The sequence below is a fragment of the Streptomyces sp. NPDC051582 genome (genome assembly GCF_040681715.1).
Classification (GTDB): domain Bacteria; phylum Actinomycetota; class Actinomycetes; order Streptomycetales; family Streptomycetaceae; genus Streptomyces.
In genome coordinates this window covers 44,654-60,480 of the sequence record NZ_JBFAZJ010000031.1, presented here as the reverse complement: position 1 = coordinate 60,480, position 15,827 = coordinate 44,654, and the positions used below count along the sequence as shown (strand labels likewise).

The following is a 15,827-nucleotide window of genomic DNA, read 5'->3' as shown; positions in this document are numbered from 1 at the left end:
CCCTCGTGCAGGATGACGGCATGGAGTTCACCGAACTGGAGGCGCGGGCCCGGGCGCTCGCCGCCTCGGGCGGGCGCCGGATCCTCGGCATCGCCGGGCCGCCCGGAGCCGGCAAGTCCACCCTCGCCGCCCGCCTCGCGCAGGCGCTCGGTCCGGAGCGGGCCGTGGTCGTGCCGATGGACGGGTTCCACCTCGCCCAGGCCGAACTGGAACGCCTGGGACGGGCCGACCGCAAGGGCGCCCCGGACACCTTCGACGCCGCCGGGTACGCGGCGCTGCTGGCGCGGCTGCGCGCGCCCGCGCCCGCGGCGGTCTACGCCCCCGCCTTCGACCGGACGCTGGAGGAGCCCATCGCCGGGAGCATCCCCGTAGACCCGGCCGTCCGCCTGGTGATCACCGAGGGCAACTACCTGCTGCACGGGGCGGGGGAGTGGGCGGCGCTGCGGGCGCTCCTCGACGAGGTCTGGTTCCTCGCGCCCGACGACACCCTGCGCGTACGCCGGCTGGTCGAGCGCCACGTACGGCACGGGAAGGCGCGGGCCCGCGCCGAGGAGTGGGTGGCGCGCTCGGACGAGGCGAACGCCCGCCTGATCGCCGCCGGCCGCAACCGGGCCGACCTGGTCGTGGAGTAGACGGTTCCTTCCGGATCTTGAGGGGCGTACACGGCGGGCAAGGGGGCGCACAGCGGATCAGATGCGCCATTTCCCGAAAGATTTCCGTCGACAGCCGTGCACATTCGGGCGTGTTTTCCGATGGGGTGGTGTTGGGGGAGCGGCCGGTCCGACCGGCCGCTGGATGTGGGGGGCAGGCATGCCCGTTCCGCTCAGTTCACCGGAAGGCTTTCCGCCGACGTGAAACCTGTCCAGACCTTTACTCCCGTGCCGATACTCGTCGCTCTCGACGCCTTCGACGCGGTCAGGAGACACCCACGCCTGCCGGGTGCGAGGACCCGGGCAGCGACCGCCCGTACCGGCGACGACCGGCATCCCTGGAGGAGCGCATGAGCGAGGGCGAGTTCGACCCGTCCGGCGACCGGGCGGTCTCCAGCGAGCTGGCCGGCGTGCTGCCGGTGGAGTTCTGCGCGTTCCACTCCCAGCACCACCGCGCCTACCTGCGCTACGCCCACCTGCAACTGGGCTCCCGACAGGACGCCGAGGACGTCGTCGACGACGTGTTCACCTTCCTGCTGAAGGTGTGGCGCCAGGCGCTGAAGGAAGCGAGCCTGCACGGCTTCGCCTGGGCGGTGCTGCGCGAACACGTCGCGCGCCGGCTGGCGCTCCTCGGCCGGCCGGCCGCCATGGTCGAGACCGCCTGGTTCGCGGCCCTGCGCCGCGCCTCCCGGCACCGCATGGAGCTGCTGGAGGCCAAGCTGGGCTTGTACGCGGCGATCGCGTGCCTGCCCGAGCGCCACTACGACGTCGTGTTGCTGGCCTTCCTGCTGGGGTACGACAACGGCACCGTCGGCCGGATGATGGGGATCTCCCCCGCGGCGGTCCGTTCGCACATTCGGGGCGCGAGCCGGATCCTGTCCCAGAAACTCGGGGCGGACTGGGCGCCTGGAGAGGAGAAGGGCCAGTGAGCGACATGACGGCCGAACACGACGCCGTGCCGGGGGAGGAGCCGGCGGCGGCTCTGGAGGGGGCCGAGGTGCTGGTCGAGGAGTACGCGGGCTACGACGAGGACGCCGCCCGGCGGCGCATCGCCCGCCGCATCGCGGCGGACCGGGCCCGTTCGGCTACCGGCGCCACCGGCCGCGGCTTCCCGGCACCGGCCTCCCTCACCGGCCGTGCGCCGCTGCCCGCGCCCCTGCCCACCCCGGCCGACGACCTCGTGCTCGACGCGGCCTGCCACGTGCGGGCCGCCCGGGCGCTGGACGACCTGGCCTGGTCGGTGGCGGAGAGCCGGTCCTTCGCCGAGCTCGCCCTGACCGCCGAGAACTGGCCCCACGGGGCGCAGCCGGCACTGCTGTTCGGCTGTCTCCTGCACCTGGCCGACCGGATGGAGGGCGCGCAGTTCTGGTTCCAGTACGCGGCCGGAGCCGGTTCGGGGACCGCCGCGCGCCTCCTGCACCTCCACCACCTCGCGCGCGCCGAAGTGGACACCGCCCGGCACTGGAAGACGCTGGCCGAGGCACTCCCCCCGGAGGAGGGCCTGCCGCACCTGCCGGAGGTCCCGGAGAACCTGGAGGAGGCCCTCGGCGCCTCGGTCATCTGGACCTCGCCGCCGATCAGCACCCAGGACCTGACCGCCCTCACGGCGGTGAGAGGACACGGCGGGCGGCCCCCCTACCGGCTGCCCGCCCGGCTCCGGCGGGCCGTCACGGCCCTGAGCTGGAGCGAGGACCAGGACCAGGGGGAGGTGTACCTCCTCGGCCCGCACGTCGCGGTGGCCATCGCCCAGCACGCGCGACTGGACATCCTGCACCTGACGGACGAGGCGAACGCCTGGGCGCTCGAAGCCCTCAGGCACCCGCAGCCGTCCGCGTCCGGTCGCGTCGCGTCCGAGGGGCGGCCGGCTCCGGTCGCGATGGAGGCCGTCCACCGGGCGCTGCGCGCCCTGGAGGTCGTGGGCCGGTACTCGGGCGGGGTGAGCCTCGCCCAGATCGCCCGCGAGACGCGGCTGCCCCAGCTGGTGCTGGCCCGGGTGATGGAGCAGCTGGTACGGGCGAACCTGGCGGCCGCGGCCGGGCCCGGCGCGTACATCGCGGGCCGGGCGCTCTTACTGACCGAGGCGGCGTCCGGCGACGGGCGCGGACACCTTCAGGAGACCCTCTCCTGGGTCCGTGACGCGGTGGGCGCCGCCGTCTACGTCGCCCGCTACACCGACGGCGAGGTCTGCATCACCCAGTACGCCGACGGTCCCGCGACACCGCTCGTCGACGAATGGGTCGACTTCCGGACCGCCGCGCACGCCTCGGCGGTGGGCAAGGCCCTGCTGGCGCAGCTCGGGCCCGACGGCCGCAGGGACCACCTGTCCCGGCACCGGGCGGCGCGGTTCACCGCCCACACCATCACCCGACAGGAGGACCTCTTCCGCCAGCTCGACACCCGCCGGCCGGGCGCGCCCCTGCTGGACCTCCAGGAGTACGCCGTGGGCACGGTCTGCGCGGCCGTCCCGATCACCTCCGGCCCCAACGCCGAATGCCTGGCCCTGTCCATCCCGGCACCGGACCCGCACCGCCTCGGGCAGGCCGCCCGGATCCTGCAGAGCGAGGCCGCGGCGGTCCTCCTCGCCCTGATCGTCGCCGGCACCGGTGCGGGCGGCTCCCGTACGGCGCCGCGGCCACAGGAGGGGGCGGGCGAGCCCGGCAGCATCCTCATCACGGCGACCTGACCGGTGCTCCGCGCCCGGGGCGGGTCCCTTGCGACCCGTCCCGGGCGTCACCCGACCGCACTGCCCCGCTGGCACGAGGGACCGGCGGGCGGCTTGCTGGAGGAATGACACAGGCACCGGGGCGGACCCGGCAACAAGCCCTGAGCACCCCCAAGGCCGCGGGACTGGCGGGGGTCGTCTTCGCCGTCCTGCTCGCGACGGCGATCGTGCTCGCCCGGATCGCCCTGCCCGAAGGGGGCGGCGGCGAGGAGGAGATCGCCCCGGGCAAGCGGGGGGCCCTGCAGACCGCGACCGAGCTCGTCCCGTTCGCCGGCATCGCCTTCCTGTGGTTCATGGGCGCGCTCCGCGAGCACACCGGGGACGCCGAGGACCGGTTCATCGCGACCGTGTTCCTGGGCAGCGGACTGGTCTTCGTCGCCTGCCTCTTCGGCGCGGTCGCCGCCGCCGGGACCGTGCTCGACGCCGAGGACCCCACCGGCTTCGGCCGGCACTTCGCGTACACGCTGCTCACCACGTACGGGATGCGGATGGCCGCCGTGTTCGTCCTCGCGACGTCGACGCTCGGGCGCAAGCTCCAAGTCCTGCCCAGACCCCTGGTCGCGATCGGGACCGTGGCCGGCCTGCTCCTGCTGGTGGTGGGCTCCAGCGTGCCGTACTGCGAGCTCGTCTTCCCGGCCTGGGCGCTGCTCATCAGCCTGTACATCCTGCGCACCGCCCGCCGCCCCGCGTGACCTCCCGCCGCGGCCGTCACCCCAATGGCCTTGCCGGACGCGCCGACGAACGCGGGCGGCCGCACGCTGGCCGGGAAGCCGGAGGGGCCAACGAAAGGACTGGACCTTGCTGAGGCTTGTCGTCGATCTCAACCGGTGCCAGGGATACGCGCAGTGCGCCTTCCTCGCACCCGACGTCTTCGCGATGCACGGAGACGAGGGCCTGCTCTACGACCCGCAGGCCGAGGACGCCCACCGCGAGCGCGTTGCCCAGGCCGTCGCCGCCTGCCCCGTACAGGCGATCCTCGTGGACGAGCTGGACATGGCCGCGACCGCGCCCGGCACGGCGGGCGGCTCCGCGGGGGAGGCATCCGATGGCTGACACCGCCCTGGACCACCTCAAGGCGAACGGCCGGATCGTGGTCGTCGGAGCCTCCCTCGCGGGGCTGCGCGGAGCCGAGACCTTGCGCGAGAAGGGCTTCAAGGGCTCGCTCACCATGATCGGCGACGAGCCCCACGAACCGTACGACCGACCGCCCCTGTCCAAGCAGGCGCTGCTGGGCATGGGTACGGCCGAGCGCACCGAGCTGCCCCGCCGCCGCGACATCGAAGCCGAATGGCGCCTGGGCGTGGCGGCCAGCGGCCTCGACATGGCGGCCCGGCGGGTCAAGCTCGCCGACGGGGACGAAGTCCCGTACGACCGGCTGCTGATCGCCACCGGCGTCCGCGCCCGGCCCTGGCCCAACCCGGCCGAGGCGGAGCTCGACGGCGTGTTCGTCCTGCGGACCCGTGACGACGGCGCGGCCCTGGCCCGGCGGTTCGACGCGGGGCCGCGCCGGGTCCTGGTCATCGGCGCCGGATTCACCGGCTCCGAGATCGCCTCCGCCTGCCGCGAGCGGGGACTTGAGGTCACCGTCGCCGAGCGCGCCGACGCCCCCCTGGTCGGAGCCCTCGGCGGGGTCATCGGTGCGGTCGCCGCCGAACTCCACCGGGAGAACGGCGTCGACCTGCGCACCGGCATCATGGTCACGGCGCTGGAGGGCGACTCCACCGGCCGGGTCCGCGCCGCGCACTTCTCCGACGGCACCACGCTGGAGTGCGACGTCGTGGTCGTCTCGCTCGGGGCCCAGCGCAACACGGACTGGCTCAGCGGCTCCGGTCTCGGCGCCGGACCCCGGGGCATCGCCTGCGACGCCGGCTGCCGGGCCTTCGACATCCGCGGCATCGTGACCGACGACATCTTCGTGGCGGGCGACGTGGCCCGCTCACCGCACCCGCTGTTCGGCTACCAGTTCCTGTCGCTGGAACACTGGGGCAACGCCGTCTCCCAGGCGGAGACCGCGGCCCACAACATGCTCAGCGAGAGCACCGAGCGGCGCCCGCACATCTGGGTGCCGGCCTTCTGGTCCTCGCAGTTCGGGGTGAGCATCAAATCGGTCGGCGTGCCCTCGATGGGCACCGAGATCATGATCACCCAGGGTTCGCGCGCCGAACGCCGCTTCACCGGCGTCTACGGCTACCAGGGCCGGGTCATCGGGGCGGTCACGTTCGACAACTCGCGCTGGCTGCAGTTCTACCAGCAGCAGATCGAGGCCACCGCGCCGTTCCCGCCGCCGTTCCCCACCGTCGACCGGCGTTCCGAAGGGCAAAAGCCCCTCCCCGCGGACTTCCCGGACCCGTCCCTGCCCACGCACGGACCGACCGTCACCCTCAGCGGATACTCGCCGGCCGACCGGCGCCTCACCTTCACCCCCGCCGGGCACTAGGGGGCGCGCTCCCCCGACCGCCCGCCTCCCGGAGGACCCGGCCATGAAGCAAGGCATCCTGAACGACATCCTCGACTACTCGAACCGCGCGAACCCGTACCCCCTCTACGCGGAGCTGCGCAAGACCCCGGTCTTCCACGACGGGGACGGCCCGTACGTCGTCAGCACGTACTTCGACATCCAGAGCCTGCTGCACGACCCGCGGCTCAGCTCCGACGCCCGCAACCTCGCCGCGAGCGCCGGGGACCCGCTGGCCGGGGCGGAGGGCGAGGGAGCGGCGGCCCTGCCGCCCAGCTTCCTCAAGCTGGACCCCCCGGAGCACGACCGGCTGCGCCGGATGACGAACCGCCCCTTCGGGCCGCCGCACTCCCCGCACCGCGTCGACGACATGCGCGGCTTCCTCCAATCCACGGTCACCGGGCTCATCGACAACCTCGGCGACCCGGAACGGATCGACCTGGTCGACCAGTTCGCCTACCCGTTCCCCGTCACCATGATCTGCCGGCTGCTCGGCGTACCGCGCGAGGACGAGGCCCGCTTCCACGTCTGGGCCGACACCCTGGCCGCGAGCCTGGACCCCGATCCCGACGCCGATCCGAAGGAGCGGGAGAAGAAGACCCACGACGCCCGCATGGAACTCGGCATGTACCTGGCCGGGCTGATCGAGGAGCGCCGCAAGGAACCCGGCGAGGACATGCTCTCGCAACTGGCCGTCGGCCACGGCCAGGACGAGACGATGAGCACGATGGAGCTGCTCAGCACCGCGGCCCTGCTGCTCATCGCGGGCCACGAGACGACGGTCAACCTGATCACCAACGGGATGCTGACCCTGCTGCGCAACCCGGACGTCCTGCGGCAGCTGCGCGAGACGCCCGACCTCGCCGTGCCCCTGGTGGAGGAACTGCTGCGGTTCGAGCCGCCGGTGCAACTGCTCCCGCAGCGCACCCCGCTCGTGGACATCGAGGTCGGCGGGGTCACCATCCCCAAGGGCTCGTCGATGTGGCTGATCCTCGCCTCCGGCAACCGGGATCCGAACCGCTTCGAGAACCCGGACCGCTTCGACCCGTACCGCAAGGACATCCAGCACCTGGGCCTCGGCAGCGGCATCCACAGCTGCTTCGGCGCCCCTCTGGCCCGGCTGGAGGCGCAGCTCGCGCTGACCGAGCTGGCCCGGCGTCTGGAGAACCCGCGGCTGATGGAGGACCCGCCGCCGTACCGGCAGAACGCGGTCCTGCGCGGACCGCGCCACCTGCGGATCACGTGTGACGCGGTCCGCCCCTCCTGAGCAACGGCGCAGTGGTTCCCCGAAGAGCCGAGGATCGGCCGGTGCCGGCCGTCCGCCCGCAGGCGATCGGCCGGCCACGGAGCGGGCTAGGAGAGCTTGCCGTCGTAGTCCGGCAGCTTGAAGGTGCGCTCGGCGTGGCCGCCGACCAGGTCGCTGTCGTTGTTGCCGATGTTGGCGATGATCGTGTAGCCGCGGCCCTCGATCTCGGCGCGCTTGCCCGTCTTGTACGCGCTGACCTCGTCGAAGAGGTCGGGCAGGTCCCGGACGTACAGCCCCGTGACGGGGTAGCCGACCGCCTTGAGGTTGTGCTCGGTGAGGGACTGGATGATCCCGGGGCGGGCGGTGACGAAGAAGATGGCGACGCCGTGCTCGTTGGCGTACCGGGTCAGGTCGCGGACCTCGGAGATCGCCGGGGTCGGGAACGTCCAGAACCAGTGGAAGTCCGTCTCCAGCGAGGAGTTGTCGATGTCGAGGACGATCGCGGGCTTCTCGCCCGCCGGTGACTGGGCGATGCGCTGCTCGACGTACGGGCGGGCCGTGGCCATGACGGCGGCCACGTCGCGCTTCCACGTGCCGTAGTCGACACCGCGCAGCAGCGCGTTGCCGCCGGGCGCGGAGGCGGTGGCCGCGGCCGGGGCGGCCGCCGGGGCCGGGACGGGAGCGGGCGCGGCCTCGGCGGAGGCGGCGGGGGCCAGCATCAGGACGACGGTGGCCGCTGCCGTGGCGGTGGCGGTGCCGAGCAGGCGGGCGCGGGTGCTGCGCATGTGGGGGCGCTCCTCAGTGGCTGAATTTGACATGTACGGAGCCAGAATCCGTAAGATCGAGCCCCCTGTCTACTGGTCGGTAGTTAAATTCAGGTGGCCGTCCAGCCACCATCGAGGGGGAGCGAGGTTCCCGTGAGGTAGCCGGTGTCGGGCCCGCAGAGCCACACCGCCGCCGCCGCCACCTCCTCGGGCTCGATCAGCCGCTTCACCGCGGACCGGGTGAGCAGCACGCGCGAGAGCACGTCGGCGGGGTCGATGCCGTGCGCGGCCGCCTGCTGCTCGATCTGCGCCTCGACCAGGGGCGTACGGACGTAGCCGGGGCTGATGCAGTTGCTGGTCACGCCGTACGGTGCGCCTTCGACGGCGGCGACCTTGCTCAGCCCCTCCAGCCCGTGTTTGGCGGCCACGTACGCGGACTTGTACGCGCTGGCCCGCAGCCCGTGGGCGCTGGAGATGTTGACCACGCGCCCCCAGCCGCCGGCGTACATGTGCGGGAGCACGTGGCGCAGCAGCAGGAACGGCGCGGTGACCATCACCTGCTGGATCAGCGTGAAGCGCTCGGCCGGGAACTCGGTGATGGGGGCGACGTGTTGCAGGCCCGCGCTGTTGACCAGGATGTCCACGGCCGCCGGCAGCCGCTCGATCGAGCCCGGGTCCGCGAGGTCGACGACGTGCGCCTGTCCGCCGACGCGTGCGGCGACGGAGGCGGCCGACTCCTCGGCGATGTCGACCACGTGCACGTCGGCACCCGCCTGGGCCAGGGCGATCGCGCAGGCCCGGCCGATGCCGCTGCCGCCGCCGGTCACCAGCGCGACGCGCTCCCGCAGGAAAGGAAGTTGGCTCGTCATGGCTGAACCCTAGGGAGGGCGGAGGGCCGCGCCCATGGCGCCGCGCACCACACTCGGGGGCCGACGTGTGGTGCGCGGCGCCATGGGCGACGGCGGGCGGTGACCCCCCGTGCGGTGACGGCGTGCGGTGACGGCGTGCGGCGACGGTCGCCGTCAGCGCTTCCGTGCCGTGAGGAAGTCGAGCAGGGTGTCGCTCGCGTTCAGTGCGGTGCTGACGGATCCGAAGCCCGAGGGCGGCGCCATGGTCGACCCGGGCCAGGTGTGACCGGCCCCGTGCATGAGGAGCAGCCGTACCGTCGCCCCGGCCGGTCCGGGCGGCCAGGTGACCGAGTCGTAGCCGGACCTGCCCTCCTCGACGGGAGCCCCGGCCCCGGCCGCGGCGGCGAAGGCCTCCATGCCCGCCCGGGCGGACATCGTCGGCGTGATGGGTTCTTCCCCCGGAGCGGCCGGCCCGGGAGTGGGCAGACCGGCCGGCGGCCGTACCGGGTCCTCGGCCCCGTAGATCGTCAGGACGGGCACCGGGCCGGTGGGCTTCACGGCGGCGGCCCCGGTGGGCAGTTCACCGGAGACCGAAACCGCGCCCGCGACCAGCTCCGGGCGCTGCGCGGCCATCCGCAGCGCCATGGAACCGCCGTTGGAGAACCCGGCGACGTAGACCCGGTGCGGATCGGCCCGGCCGGTGCGCACGAGCGCGCCGACCAACGCCTCGGTGAAGCGGACGTCGGCATCCGGATCGGGCCGCTGCGGGGAGGGCGCGCTGCCGGCGCCCCAGGCCTTGCCCAGGGCCTCCGGGTACACGAGGAGCATGCCGCGCGCCTCTGCGGCCTTGTCCAGCGCGCTCTGCTCGCGCAGCTGCGCGGCGTCGGCCCCGCGCCCGTGGAAGGCGATCAGGAGCGGCCGGGGTCCACCGCCCTCCGTGGCCGGGCGGTGCATCAGGTACTCCCGGGTGCCGCCGTCCACGCGCAGCCGCTCCCGGCTGTCGACGCCGGAAGCGGCGGGGGCGGAGGCGCTCAGGGTCGCGCTCGTCCCGACCGCGCCGCCGGGCGGCCGCGAGTCCGTCGAGCAGCCGGTGAGCCCGGCGGATGTCAGCGCGAGGCCGAGGGCCAGGGCGGCGGCGTACGCGGCGCGACGGGTTGCCGTGCGCCGGGCCGCCGTCCCGCGGGAGGGCGGGGAGAAGGGTTTCGAGGACATGCCCGGAGCAGACCACCGCCGCCCACCCTCCGTCCAAGATGGATATGGATCTCGGATCGATCAATCTCCGATATCGTTGCTGATCGTGGACCTGATCCGGCATCTGCAGTGCTTCGTGGCTGTTGCAGAAGAAAGACACTTCGGCCGTGCCGCCGAGCTGCTCGGCATGGCCCAGCCACCCCTGTCCCAGCGCATCCGGCGCCTGGAACGCGAGCTCGGCGTCCGGCTCTTCGAACGCACCAGCCGTCAGGTGGCCATCACCGCGGCCGGCACGATGCTGCTGGAGGACGCCCGCCTGCTGCTCGCCCGCGCGGACGCCCTCACGGCCACCGCCCGCCGCATCCGCGAGGGCGAGAGCGGACTCCTGCGCGCCGCGCTGCCGCCCGATCTCGCCGCCGAGGCGATCGCCGCGATCCTGGCCGCCTTCCGTCAGCACCACCCCGGCGTGGAACTGGAGCTCCACGAACTGTCCACGGCCGAGCAACTGACCCGGTTCGGCTCCCGCGAACTCGACGTCGGGCTCGTCCGGCACCCCTGTGACATCGCCGGGCTGGAGCTCGGGCCGGTCCTGCGCCGGGAGCTCGGCGTACTGCTGCCCGGCGCGGCACCGGCCGCCGCGCTCGACGAGGTGCCGCTCGCCGCCCTCACCGGATACGGCCTGGTCCTCTTCCCGCGCGCCGAGGCCCCCGCCCTGCACGACGACGTCCTGAACACCTGCGCCCGCGGCGGCTACACCCCGGCCACCGTCCGCCAGGGCAGCGGCACCGGCTTCGTGCGCGGCCTCGTCCTCTCCGCGAACGCCGTGGCCTTCGCCCCGCGCGACACCGCGTCGGCCGATCCGGCCGGCCCGCACGCGGACATCGTCTGGCGGCCCCTCGCCGGCGCCCCGCTGGCCTGGCGCCACAGCGTCGCCTGGCCGCGGGGCCGCGGCGACGCCGCCGTCGGCGCCTTCGCCGAAGCGGCCTTCCGCGCCCTGTGGAACACTGCGGCGGTGACCGCCGACGCACCCGCACGGCCGCTCCACCTGCGCCCGGCGGCGGAGTACTGGCTGTGAACGACATCCGCCGCCGCATCGCCGCGGCCTTCGCCGAAGCCGGCGTCAGCGGCCGGCTGCACGCCGTGGACATCGATTCCGGTACGGAGATCGACGCCGGCGCGGACCACGCGGTCGTCACCGCCAGCGTGCACAAGCTCTGCCTGCTCGTCGCCCTCCACCAGCAGGCCGCCGCCGGCCTCCTGGACCTCACCGAACAGGTCGAGTGCCCGCCGGGCGACCGCACCGCCGGACCCACCGGGGTCGCCGCCATGCTGGATCCCGTCCGCATGTCCCTGCGCGACGCCGCCTACCTGATGACGGCCGTCAGCGACAACGCCGCCGCCGACCTGCTCCTCGCCCGCATAGGCCTCGACGCCGTCAACGAGGCCACGGCCCGGCTCGGCCTGACCCGCACCCGGGCCGTCCACACCTCCTTCCGCTCCCTGTTCGCCACCGTCCGGGAGGACGCGGGCCCCGCAGGCGCCCGGGCCCTCGCCGATCCGCAGGTCCTCGCCCGGCTCCGCGCCCTCGACCCGGCCCGGAGCAACCGGAGCACGCCCCGCGACATGACCCGGCTGCTCACCGCCGTCTGGCGCGACGAGGCCTGCACCCCCGAACACGGCGCCGCGATCCGCCGGCTGCTCGGACTCCAGGTGTGGCCGCACCGGATGGCCGCCGGATTCCCCTTCGACGACGTGCACGTGGCCGGCAAGACCGGCAGCCTGCCGACCGTGCGCAACGAGGTCGGAGTCATCGAGTACCCCGACGGAGGCCGCTACGCCGTCGCCGTCTTCACCCGCGCCGCCAACCCCGCGGCCACCCTCCCCGCGGCCGACGCCGTGATCGGCGCCGCGGCCCGCATCGCCGTCGACGCCCTGCGCACGAGGCCGCGGGCGGACGGCGGCGCGTACTCCCCGGGGAGTACGCCCGATCGGCCCGCCCGGCGGACGACGACGGCGGGTCCGGCCGTCTAGCGTGGCCGCATGGCGGAACGGCGGTGGCAGTACTGGGCGGAGCGCACCGGCGACGTCGGGCGGCTGCCCTGGCGGTCCACGCTCCTGGTCGCCGTCTTCACACAGGCGGCCACCGGCTGGGCGCAGCACGCCCAGCCCGGCCGCGAGGCCGTCGACCCGATCGGCCGGATCCTGCTGCTCATCGCCCCCGCCCTGCTGCTCCTGCGCCACCGGTACCCGGTGCCCGTCCTCTACGGGGTCTGCGCGGTCACGCTCGGGTACCTCGCGGGCGGATATCCGTACGGGCCCGTCTTCCTGAGCGTCGCCCTGGCCTGCCTCGCGGCCGTCGTCGCGGGCCACCGCCGCGCCGCCTGGGGAGCGGTGGGCGCCCTGTGGGCCGGCCACCTGCTCATCGCGCACTGGCTGTACCGGTGGCTGCCGCCGCCCGGCGACGGTCCCGCCCCCTGGGGGACGGAGGGCGGGATCACCGCCTGGGCGATCGCCGTACTCGCCGCCTCCGAGGTGGTCCGCGTGCGCCGGGAGCAGTGGGCCCGCGACCGGGCCGAGCGCAAGGCCGCCGAGCGGCGCCGGGTGGACGAGGAACGGCTGCGGATCGCCCGCGAGCTGCACGACGTACTGGCCCACAGCATTTCCGTCATCAACGTGCAGGCGGGCGTCGGGCTGGCCCTGCTCGACACGGACCCCGAACAGGCCCGTACGGCGCTCACCACCATCAAGGCGGCCAGCAAGGAGGCGCTCGGCGAGGTCCGGCAGGTCCTGAACACCCTGCGCGCCCCAGGTGAAGCCCCGCGCGCGCCCGCCCCCGGACTCGACCGGCTCTCCGAACTGGTCGACCAGGCCGCCTCGGCCGGGCTCACCGTCTCCGTGACGGGCGGGGCGCAGGCCCGGGGGCTGTCACCGGCCACGGACCTCGCCGCGTTCCGGATCCTCCAGGAGGCCCTCACCAACGTGGTGCGCCACTCGGGTTCGCGGACCGCCCGGATCCGCATCAGCCGGCCGCCCGGCGCGCTGGAACTGCTGGTGGACGACGACGGGCCCGCCACGGGCGGCGACGCCGGCGGCAGCGGCACCGGCCTGATCGGGATGCGCGAGCGGGCCGCCGCGCAAGGCGGCACCATCGAGGCCGGCCCCCGGCCGGACGGCGGCTTCCGGGTCCTGGCCCGGATCCCGCTGGAAACCAAGGAGGACTCGTGATCCGCGTACTGCTCGCCGACGACCAGGCGCTGGTACGGGCGGGCTTCCGCGCGCTGCTCGACGCGCAGCCGGACATCGAGGTGGCCGGCGAGGCCGCCGACGGGTCCGAGGCCGTGCGCCTGGCCCGCGAACTGCGCCCGGACGTCGCCCTGATGGACATCCGGATGCCCGAGCTCGACGGCCTGGCCGCCACCCGCACGATCACCGCGGACCCCGGCCTGGCCGAGGTGAAGGTGGTCATGCTGACCACGTTCGAGCTCGACGAGTACGTCTTCGAAGCCCTGCGCTCCGGCGCCTCCGGGTTCCTGGTCAAGGACACGGAGCCGGAGGAACTGCTGCGCGCGGTACGGGCGGTGGTCGCGGGGGACGCGCTGCTGTCCCCCGGGGTGACGCGCCGGCTGATCGCGGAGTTCGCGGCGCGCTCCAAGGCCCCCGAGGCGGCGGCCGGGCTGGAGCGGCTGACCGAACGGGAGCGCGAGGTGATGGCCCTGGTCGGCCTCGGGCTGTCCAACGAGGAGATCGCCCGCAGGCTGGTGGTCAGCCCGCTGACCGCGAAGACGCACGTCAGCCGGGCCATGATCAAGCTCGCCGCCCGGGACCGGGCCCAGCTGGTGGTGCTCGCGTACGAGTCGGGGCTGGTCCGACCGGGCTGGCTCGGCTGAGGCCCCTCCTGCCCGCCGGGTACTCCCGCCGCCGTACGCACGGTGCCGCCGGCCGTACGACGACGGGGACACCCTCCCGGGGCGAGTCTCGGAAGCGACAAGGAAACCGCACCCTTCCGAGGAGCTGAACCGAGATGAACACCCTGGCGTACGACGGGCCCGGCCCGTGGATCCTCTTCGTCCCGCTGATCTGGGCGGCCGTCGTCTTCGGCGTCGTGACGGCCTTGCGCCGCACGGTGTGGCGCGGCGGCCGCGGCCCGCGAGGCCCGTGGGCGACCCGGGGCTCGTACGGGGAGAACTCGCCGATCGCGATCCTAGGCCGCCGGTTCGCCACCGGCGAGATCGACGAGGACGAGTACTGGCGCCGGCTGTCCGTCCTGGACGAGCAGTTCGGCCGGACGAGCCCGGAAGGCACGGGCGGGGCCGGCTGAACCGGCCGGACTTCCGAGATTGCGCCCCGCACCCGGGCGGGGGGCCCGGAAGCGGGGTTACGGTCCCGCGATGGATTCGAACACGCAGACATTGGGCGCCCCTCCGCACAGCCGCCGGGGCCCGCTCCGCGCCACCGCGGCGGGCCCGGCGGCCGTGGGGTCCGTCCTCCCCCTCGCCGCCGCCCCTGTTGCGGCACCGGCACCCGCACCGCTCGCCGCCGGGGAGGCCGCCACGGGCCCCGTGTCGCCGCAGGAGGCGCTGCGCCGGCTGACCGCGGGCAACCGGCGCTGGCGCACGTACGGGCAGGAGCACCCGCACGAGTCGGCCTTCTTGAGGCTGCGGTTGACCAAGGCCCAGCACCCCTTCGCCATCGTCCTCGGCTGCGTCGACTCCCGGGTGCCGCCCGAGCTCGTCTTCGACCAGGGGCTCGGCGACCTCCTCACCGTCCGCTCGGCGGGCGAGGTACTGGACGAGGCCGTCCTCGGCAGCGTCGCGTACGGGGTCCTGGAACTGGAGATCCCGCTGGTGGTGGTGCTCGGGCACCAGTCCTGCGGGGCGGTCGGCGCCGCCGTGCACGCCGAGGCGACGGGCGAGCCGCTGCCCGCCCACATCCAGTACCTGGCCGACGGGATCCGGCCGTCCATCGACCATTCCCGGCAGGGCGAGGCCCGGATCGACTCCACCATCGACGCGCACGCCCGGCGCACCCGCGACCTGCTCGCGGCCGAACCCGACCTCGCCCGGCGCATCGCCGACGGCAGGCTGGAGGTCGTCGCGGCCCGCTACGGGCTCCGCGACCAGAGGGTGCGCACCCTGGAATAGGGCGGGCTCCGGGACCGGGCTCCCCGGGGGCGCTGGAGCGCCGCCGTGCGCCCCTGGTGGGGACGGCGGGCCGGCCGCCACGCTGGAGTTCGGTACACCCACCAGGGCGGGGGTCACGGTCGATGGCGACTTCGATGGAGAACCAGGGAAAGCCGACCACCACGCACGACATGGTGGTGGTCCACCGGATGTTCCGGCGCGAGTTCGGGGAGGCGGCGGGCCTGGTGCGCGGAGTGCGCCACGGCAGCCGCGCCCAGGTCAGGCTGGTCGCGGACCGGCTGGAGCTGCTGCTGGACACCCTGTACCACCACCACGAGGGCGAGGACCGGCTGCTGTGGCCCAAGCTGGCCCGGCGCCTGCCCGCGCAGGGCGAGCTGTGGCAGCGGATGCGGGGCCAGCACGCCGAGCTGTCGGCCGGGCTCGCACGGGCGCAGGACCTGCTCCGGGCATGGGCCGCGGACGGAGGGAACAGCCACCGCCAGGAGCTGGCCGAGGCGTTCGACCAGGTCTCCAAAGCCGTCGGGGACCACTTCGACCAGGAGGAGCGCGAGGCGCTGCCGCTGGTCGCGGGCGTGGTGTCGCAGGCGGAATGGGACGAGATGGGCGACGCGGCGAGCGCCGCCGTGCCCAGGAGCAAGCTGTTCACCGTCCTCGGGATGATCCTCAAGGACGCCGACCCGGGCGAGCAGATCCTGATCATGGGCCACCTGCCGCTGGCGCCCCGGGTGCTCTGGCGGGCGGTGGGCGAACGCAGCTTCCACCGCCTGGAACAGCGCCTGGAGGCGGCGGTGGGCCACGGCTGACGCGGGA

17 protein-coding genes are annotated in these 15,827 nt (G+C 74.3%); 14 read left to right on the top strand and 3 right to left on the bottom strand.

What is annotated here, in order from left to right; all coding sequences use genetic code 11:
- The first annotated feature begins 20 nt into the window (after positions 1–20).
- The 7 genes from AB0M92_RS31515 (at position 21) to AB0M92_RS31485 (ending at position 7,094) form a co-directional block, all read left to right on the top strand.
- Entirely contained in the window at positions 21–632 is a 612-nt protein-coding gene (locus AB0M92_RS31515; protein WP_366105729.1) for a nucleoside/nucleotide kinase family protein, read from the top strand.
- A 368-nt stretch (positions 633–1,000) separates the two neighbouring features.
- Positions 1,001–1,579: an RNA polymerase sigma factor gene (locus AB0M92_RS31510; protein WP_366105728.1), complete on the top strand. Its 579-nt coding sequence runs from the start codon at positions 1,001–1,003 to the stop codon at positions 1,577–1,579.
- A gap of 947 nt (positions 1,580–2,526) precedes the next feature.
- Positions 2,527–3,333: an IclR family transcriptional regulator C-terminal domain-containing protein gene (locus AB0M92_RS31505; protein ID WP_366105760.1), complete on the top strand. Its 807-nt coding sequence runs from the start codon at positions 2,527–2,529 to the stop codon at positions 3,331–3,333.
- A 104-nt stretch (positions 3,334–3,437) separates the two neighbouring features.
- The gene (locus tag AB0M92_RS31500; protein ID WP_366105727.1) at positions 3,438–4,064 is read left to right on the top strand and encodes a hypothetical protein; all 627 of its coding nucleotides are present in this window, start codon (positions 3,438–3,440) and stop codon (positions 4,062–4,064) included.
- 109 nt (positions 4,065–4,173) lie between these two features.
- Positions 4,174–4,425, top strand: coding sequence for a ferredoxin (locus AB0M92_RS31495; protein WP_366105759.1), 252 nt, complete (start codon positions 4,174–4,176; stop codon positions 4,423–4,425).
- Positions 4,418–5,809 (top strand): FAD-dependent oxidoreductase, encoded by a 1,392-nt coding sequence (locus AB0M92_RS31490; RefSeq protein WP_366105726.1) that lies wholly within the window; start codon positions 4,418–4,420, stop codon positions 5,807–5,809. The genes AB0M92_RS31495 and AB0M92_RS31490 overlap by 8 nt, the downstream gene beginning before the upstream one ends.
- A 43-nt stretch (positions 5,810–5,852) precedes the next feature.
- Positions 5,853–7,094, top strand: a complete 1,242-nt coding sequence (locus AB0M92_RS31485) for a cytochrome P450 (protein ID WP_366105725.1) — start codon at positions 5,853–5,855, stop codon at positions 7,092–7,094.
- Positions 7,095–7,180: 86 nt separating this feature from the next.
- Here AB0M92_RS31485 and AB0M92_RS31480 read toward each other — a convergent pair whose 3' ends face one another.
- From AB0M92_RS31480 to AB0M92_RS31470, 3 genes are all read right to left on the bottom strand, one after another.
- Positions 7,181–7,858, bottom strand: coding sequence for an HAD family acid phosphatase (locus AB0M92_RS31480; RefSeq protein WP_366105724.1), 678 nt, complete (start codon positions 7,856–7,858; stop codon positions 7,181–7,183).
- Positions 7,859–7,947: 89 nt separating this feature from the next.
- A complete protein-coding gene (locus tag AB0M92_RS31475) occupies positions 7,948–8,706 on the bottom strand; it encodes a 3-hydroxybutyrate dehydrogenase (RefSeq protein WP_366105723.1) in 759 nt (252 codons plus the stop codon).
- Between the two features lie 153 nt (positions 8,707–8,859).
- A complete protein-coding gene (locus AB0M92_RS31470) occupies positions 8,860–9,897 on the bottom strand; it encodes a PHB depolymerase family esterase (RefSeq protein WP_366105722.1) in 1,038 nt (345 codons plus the stop codon).
- Between the two features lie 85 nt (positions 9,898–9,982).
- Between AB0M92_RS31470 and AB0M92_RS31465 the strand changes: the two genes are divergently transcribed.
- The 7 genes from AB0M92_RS31465 (at position 9,983) to AB0M92_RS31435 (ending at position 15,820) form a co-directional block, all read left to right on the top strand.
- Positions 9,983–10,951 (top strand): LysR substrate-binding domain-containing protein, encoded by a 969-nt coding sequence (locus AB0M92_RS31465; protein WP_366105721.1) that lies wholly within the window; start codon positions 9,983–9,985, stop codon positions 10,949–10,951.
- Positions 10,948–11,907 carry a serine hydrolase gene (locus AB0M92_RS31460; protein ID WP_366105720.1) on the top strand — a complete coding sequence of 320 codons (960 nt, stop codon included), beginning with the start codon at positions 10,948–10,950 and terminating at the stop codon, positions 11,905–11,907. Before AB0M92_RS31465 ends, AB0M92_RS31460 begins: the two co-directional genes overlap by 4 nt.
- A gap of 9 nt (positions 11,908–11,916) precedes the next feature.
- The gene (locus AB0M92_RS31455; protein WP_366105719.1) at positions 11,917–13,101 is read left to right on the top strand and encodes a sensor histidine kinase; all 1,185 of its coding nucleotides are present in this window, start codon (positions 11,917–11,919) and stop codon (positions 13,099–13,101) included.
- Positions 13,098–13,763: a response regulator transcription factor gene (locus AB0M92_RS31450; RefSeq protein WP_366105718.1), complete on the top strand. Its 666-nt coding sequence runs from the start codon at positions 13,098–13,100 to the stop codon at positions 13,761–13,763. The genes AB0M92_RS31455 and AB0M92_RS31450 overlap by 4 nt, the downstream gene beginning before the upstream one ends.
- 134 nt (positions 13,764–13,897) lie before the next feature.
- On the top strand, positions 13,898–14,194 hold the full coding sequence (locus AB0M92_RS31445; RefSeq protein WP_366105717.1) for an SHOCT domain-containing protein: 297 nt from the start codon (positions 13,898–13,900) through the stop codon (positions 14,192–14,194).
- A gap of 70 nt (positions 14,195–14,264) precedes the next feature.
- Entirely contained in the window at positions 14,265–15,017 is a 753-nt protein-coding gene (locus AB0M92_RS31440) for a carbonic anhydrase (protein WP_366105716.1), read from the top strand.
- Between the two features lie 134 nt (positions 15,018–15,151).
- Positions 15,152–15,820: a hemerythrin domain-containing protein gene (locus AB0M92_RS31435; RefSeq protein ID WP_366105715.1), complete on the top strand. Its 669-nt coding sequence runs from the start codon at positions 15,152–15,154 to the stop codon at positions 15,818–15,820.
- Positions 15,821–15,827: the final 7 nt, after the last annotated feature.

What these genes read in the sequence shown, in the direction of transcription:
- AB0M92_RS31515 (WP_366105729.1), top strand. Translation starts at nt 21, where the DNA reads ATGGAGTTCACCGAACTGGAGGCGCGGGCCCGGGCGCTCGCCGCCTCG.
- AB0M92_RS31510 (WP_366105728.1), top strand. Translation starts at nt 1,001, where the DNA reads ATGAGCGAGGGCGAGTTCGACCCGTCCGGCGACCGGGCGGTCTCCAGC.
- AB0M92_RS31505 (WP_366105760.1), top strand. Translation starts at nt 2,527, where the DNA reads ATGGAGGCCGTCCACCGGGCGCTGCGCGCCCTGGAGGTCGTGGGCCGG.
- AB0M92_RS31500 (WP_366105727.1), top strand. Translation starts at nt 3,438, where the DNA reads ATGACACAGGCACCGGGGCGGACCCGGCAACAAGCCCTGAGCACCCCC.
- AB0M92_RS31490 (WP_366105726.1), top strand. Translation starts at nt 4,418, where the DNA reads ATGGCTGACACCGCCCTGGACCACCTCAAGGCGAACGGCCGGATCGTG.
- AB0M92_RS31485 (WP_366105725.1), top strand. Translation starts at nt 5,853, where the DNA reads ATGAAGCAAGGCATCCTGAACGACATCCTCGACTACTCGAACCGCGCG.
- AB0M92_RS31480 (WP_366105724.1), bottom strand. Translation starts at nt 7,858, where the DNA reads ATGCGCAGCACCCGCGCCCGCCTGCTCGGCACCGCCACCGCCACGGCA.
- AB0M92_RS31475 (WP_366105723.1), bottom strand. Translation starts at nt 8,706, where the DNA reads ATGACGAGCCAACTTCCTTTCCTGCGGGAGCGCGTCGCGCTGGTGACC.
- AB0M92_RS31470 (WP_366105722.1), bottom strand. Translation starts at nt 9,897, where the DNA reads ATGTCCTCGAAACCCTTCTCCCCGCCCTCCCGCGGGACGGCGGCCCGG.
- AB0M92_RS31455 (WP_366105719.1), top strand. Translation starts at nt 11,917, where the DNA reads ATGGCGGAACGGCGGTGGCAGTACTGGGCGGAGCGCACCGGCGACGTC.
- AB0M92_RS31445 (WP_366105717.1), top strand. Translation starts at nt 13,898, where the DNA reads ATGAACACCCTGGCGTACGACGGGCCCGGCCCGTGGATCCTCTTCGTC.
- AB0M92_RS31440 (WP_366105716.1), top strand. Translation starts at nt 14,265, where the DNA reads ATGGATTCGAACACGCAGACATTGGGCGCCCCTCCGCACAGCCGCCGG.
- AB0M92_RS31435 (WP_366105715.1), top strand. Translation starts at nt 15,152, where the DNA reads ATGGAGAACCAGGGAAAGCCGACCACCACGCACGACATGGTGGTGGTC.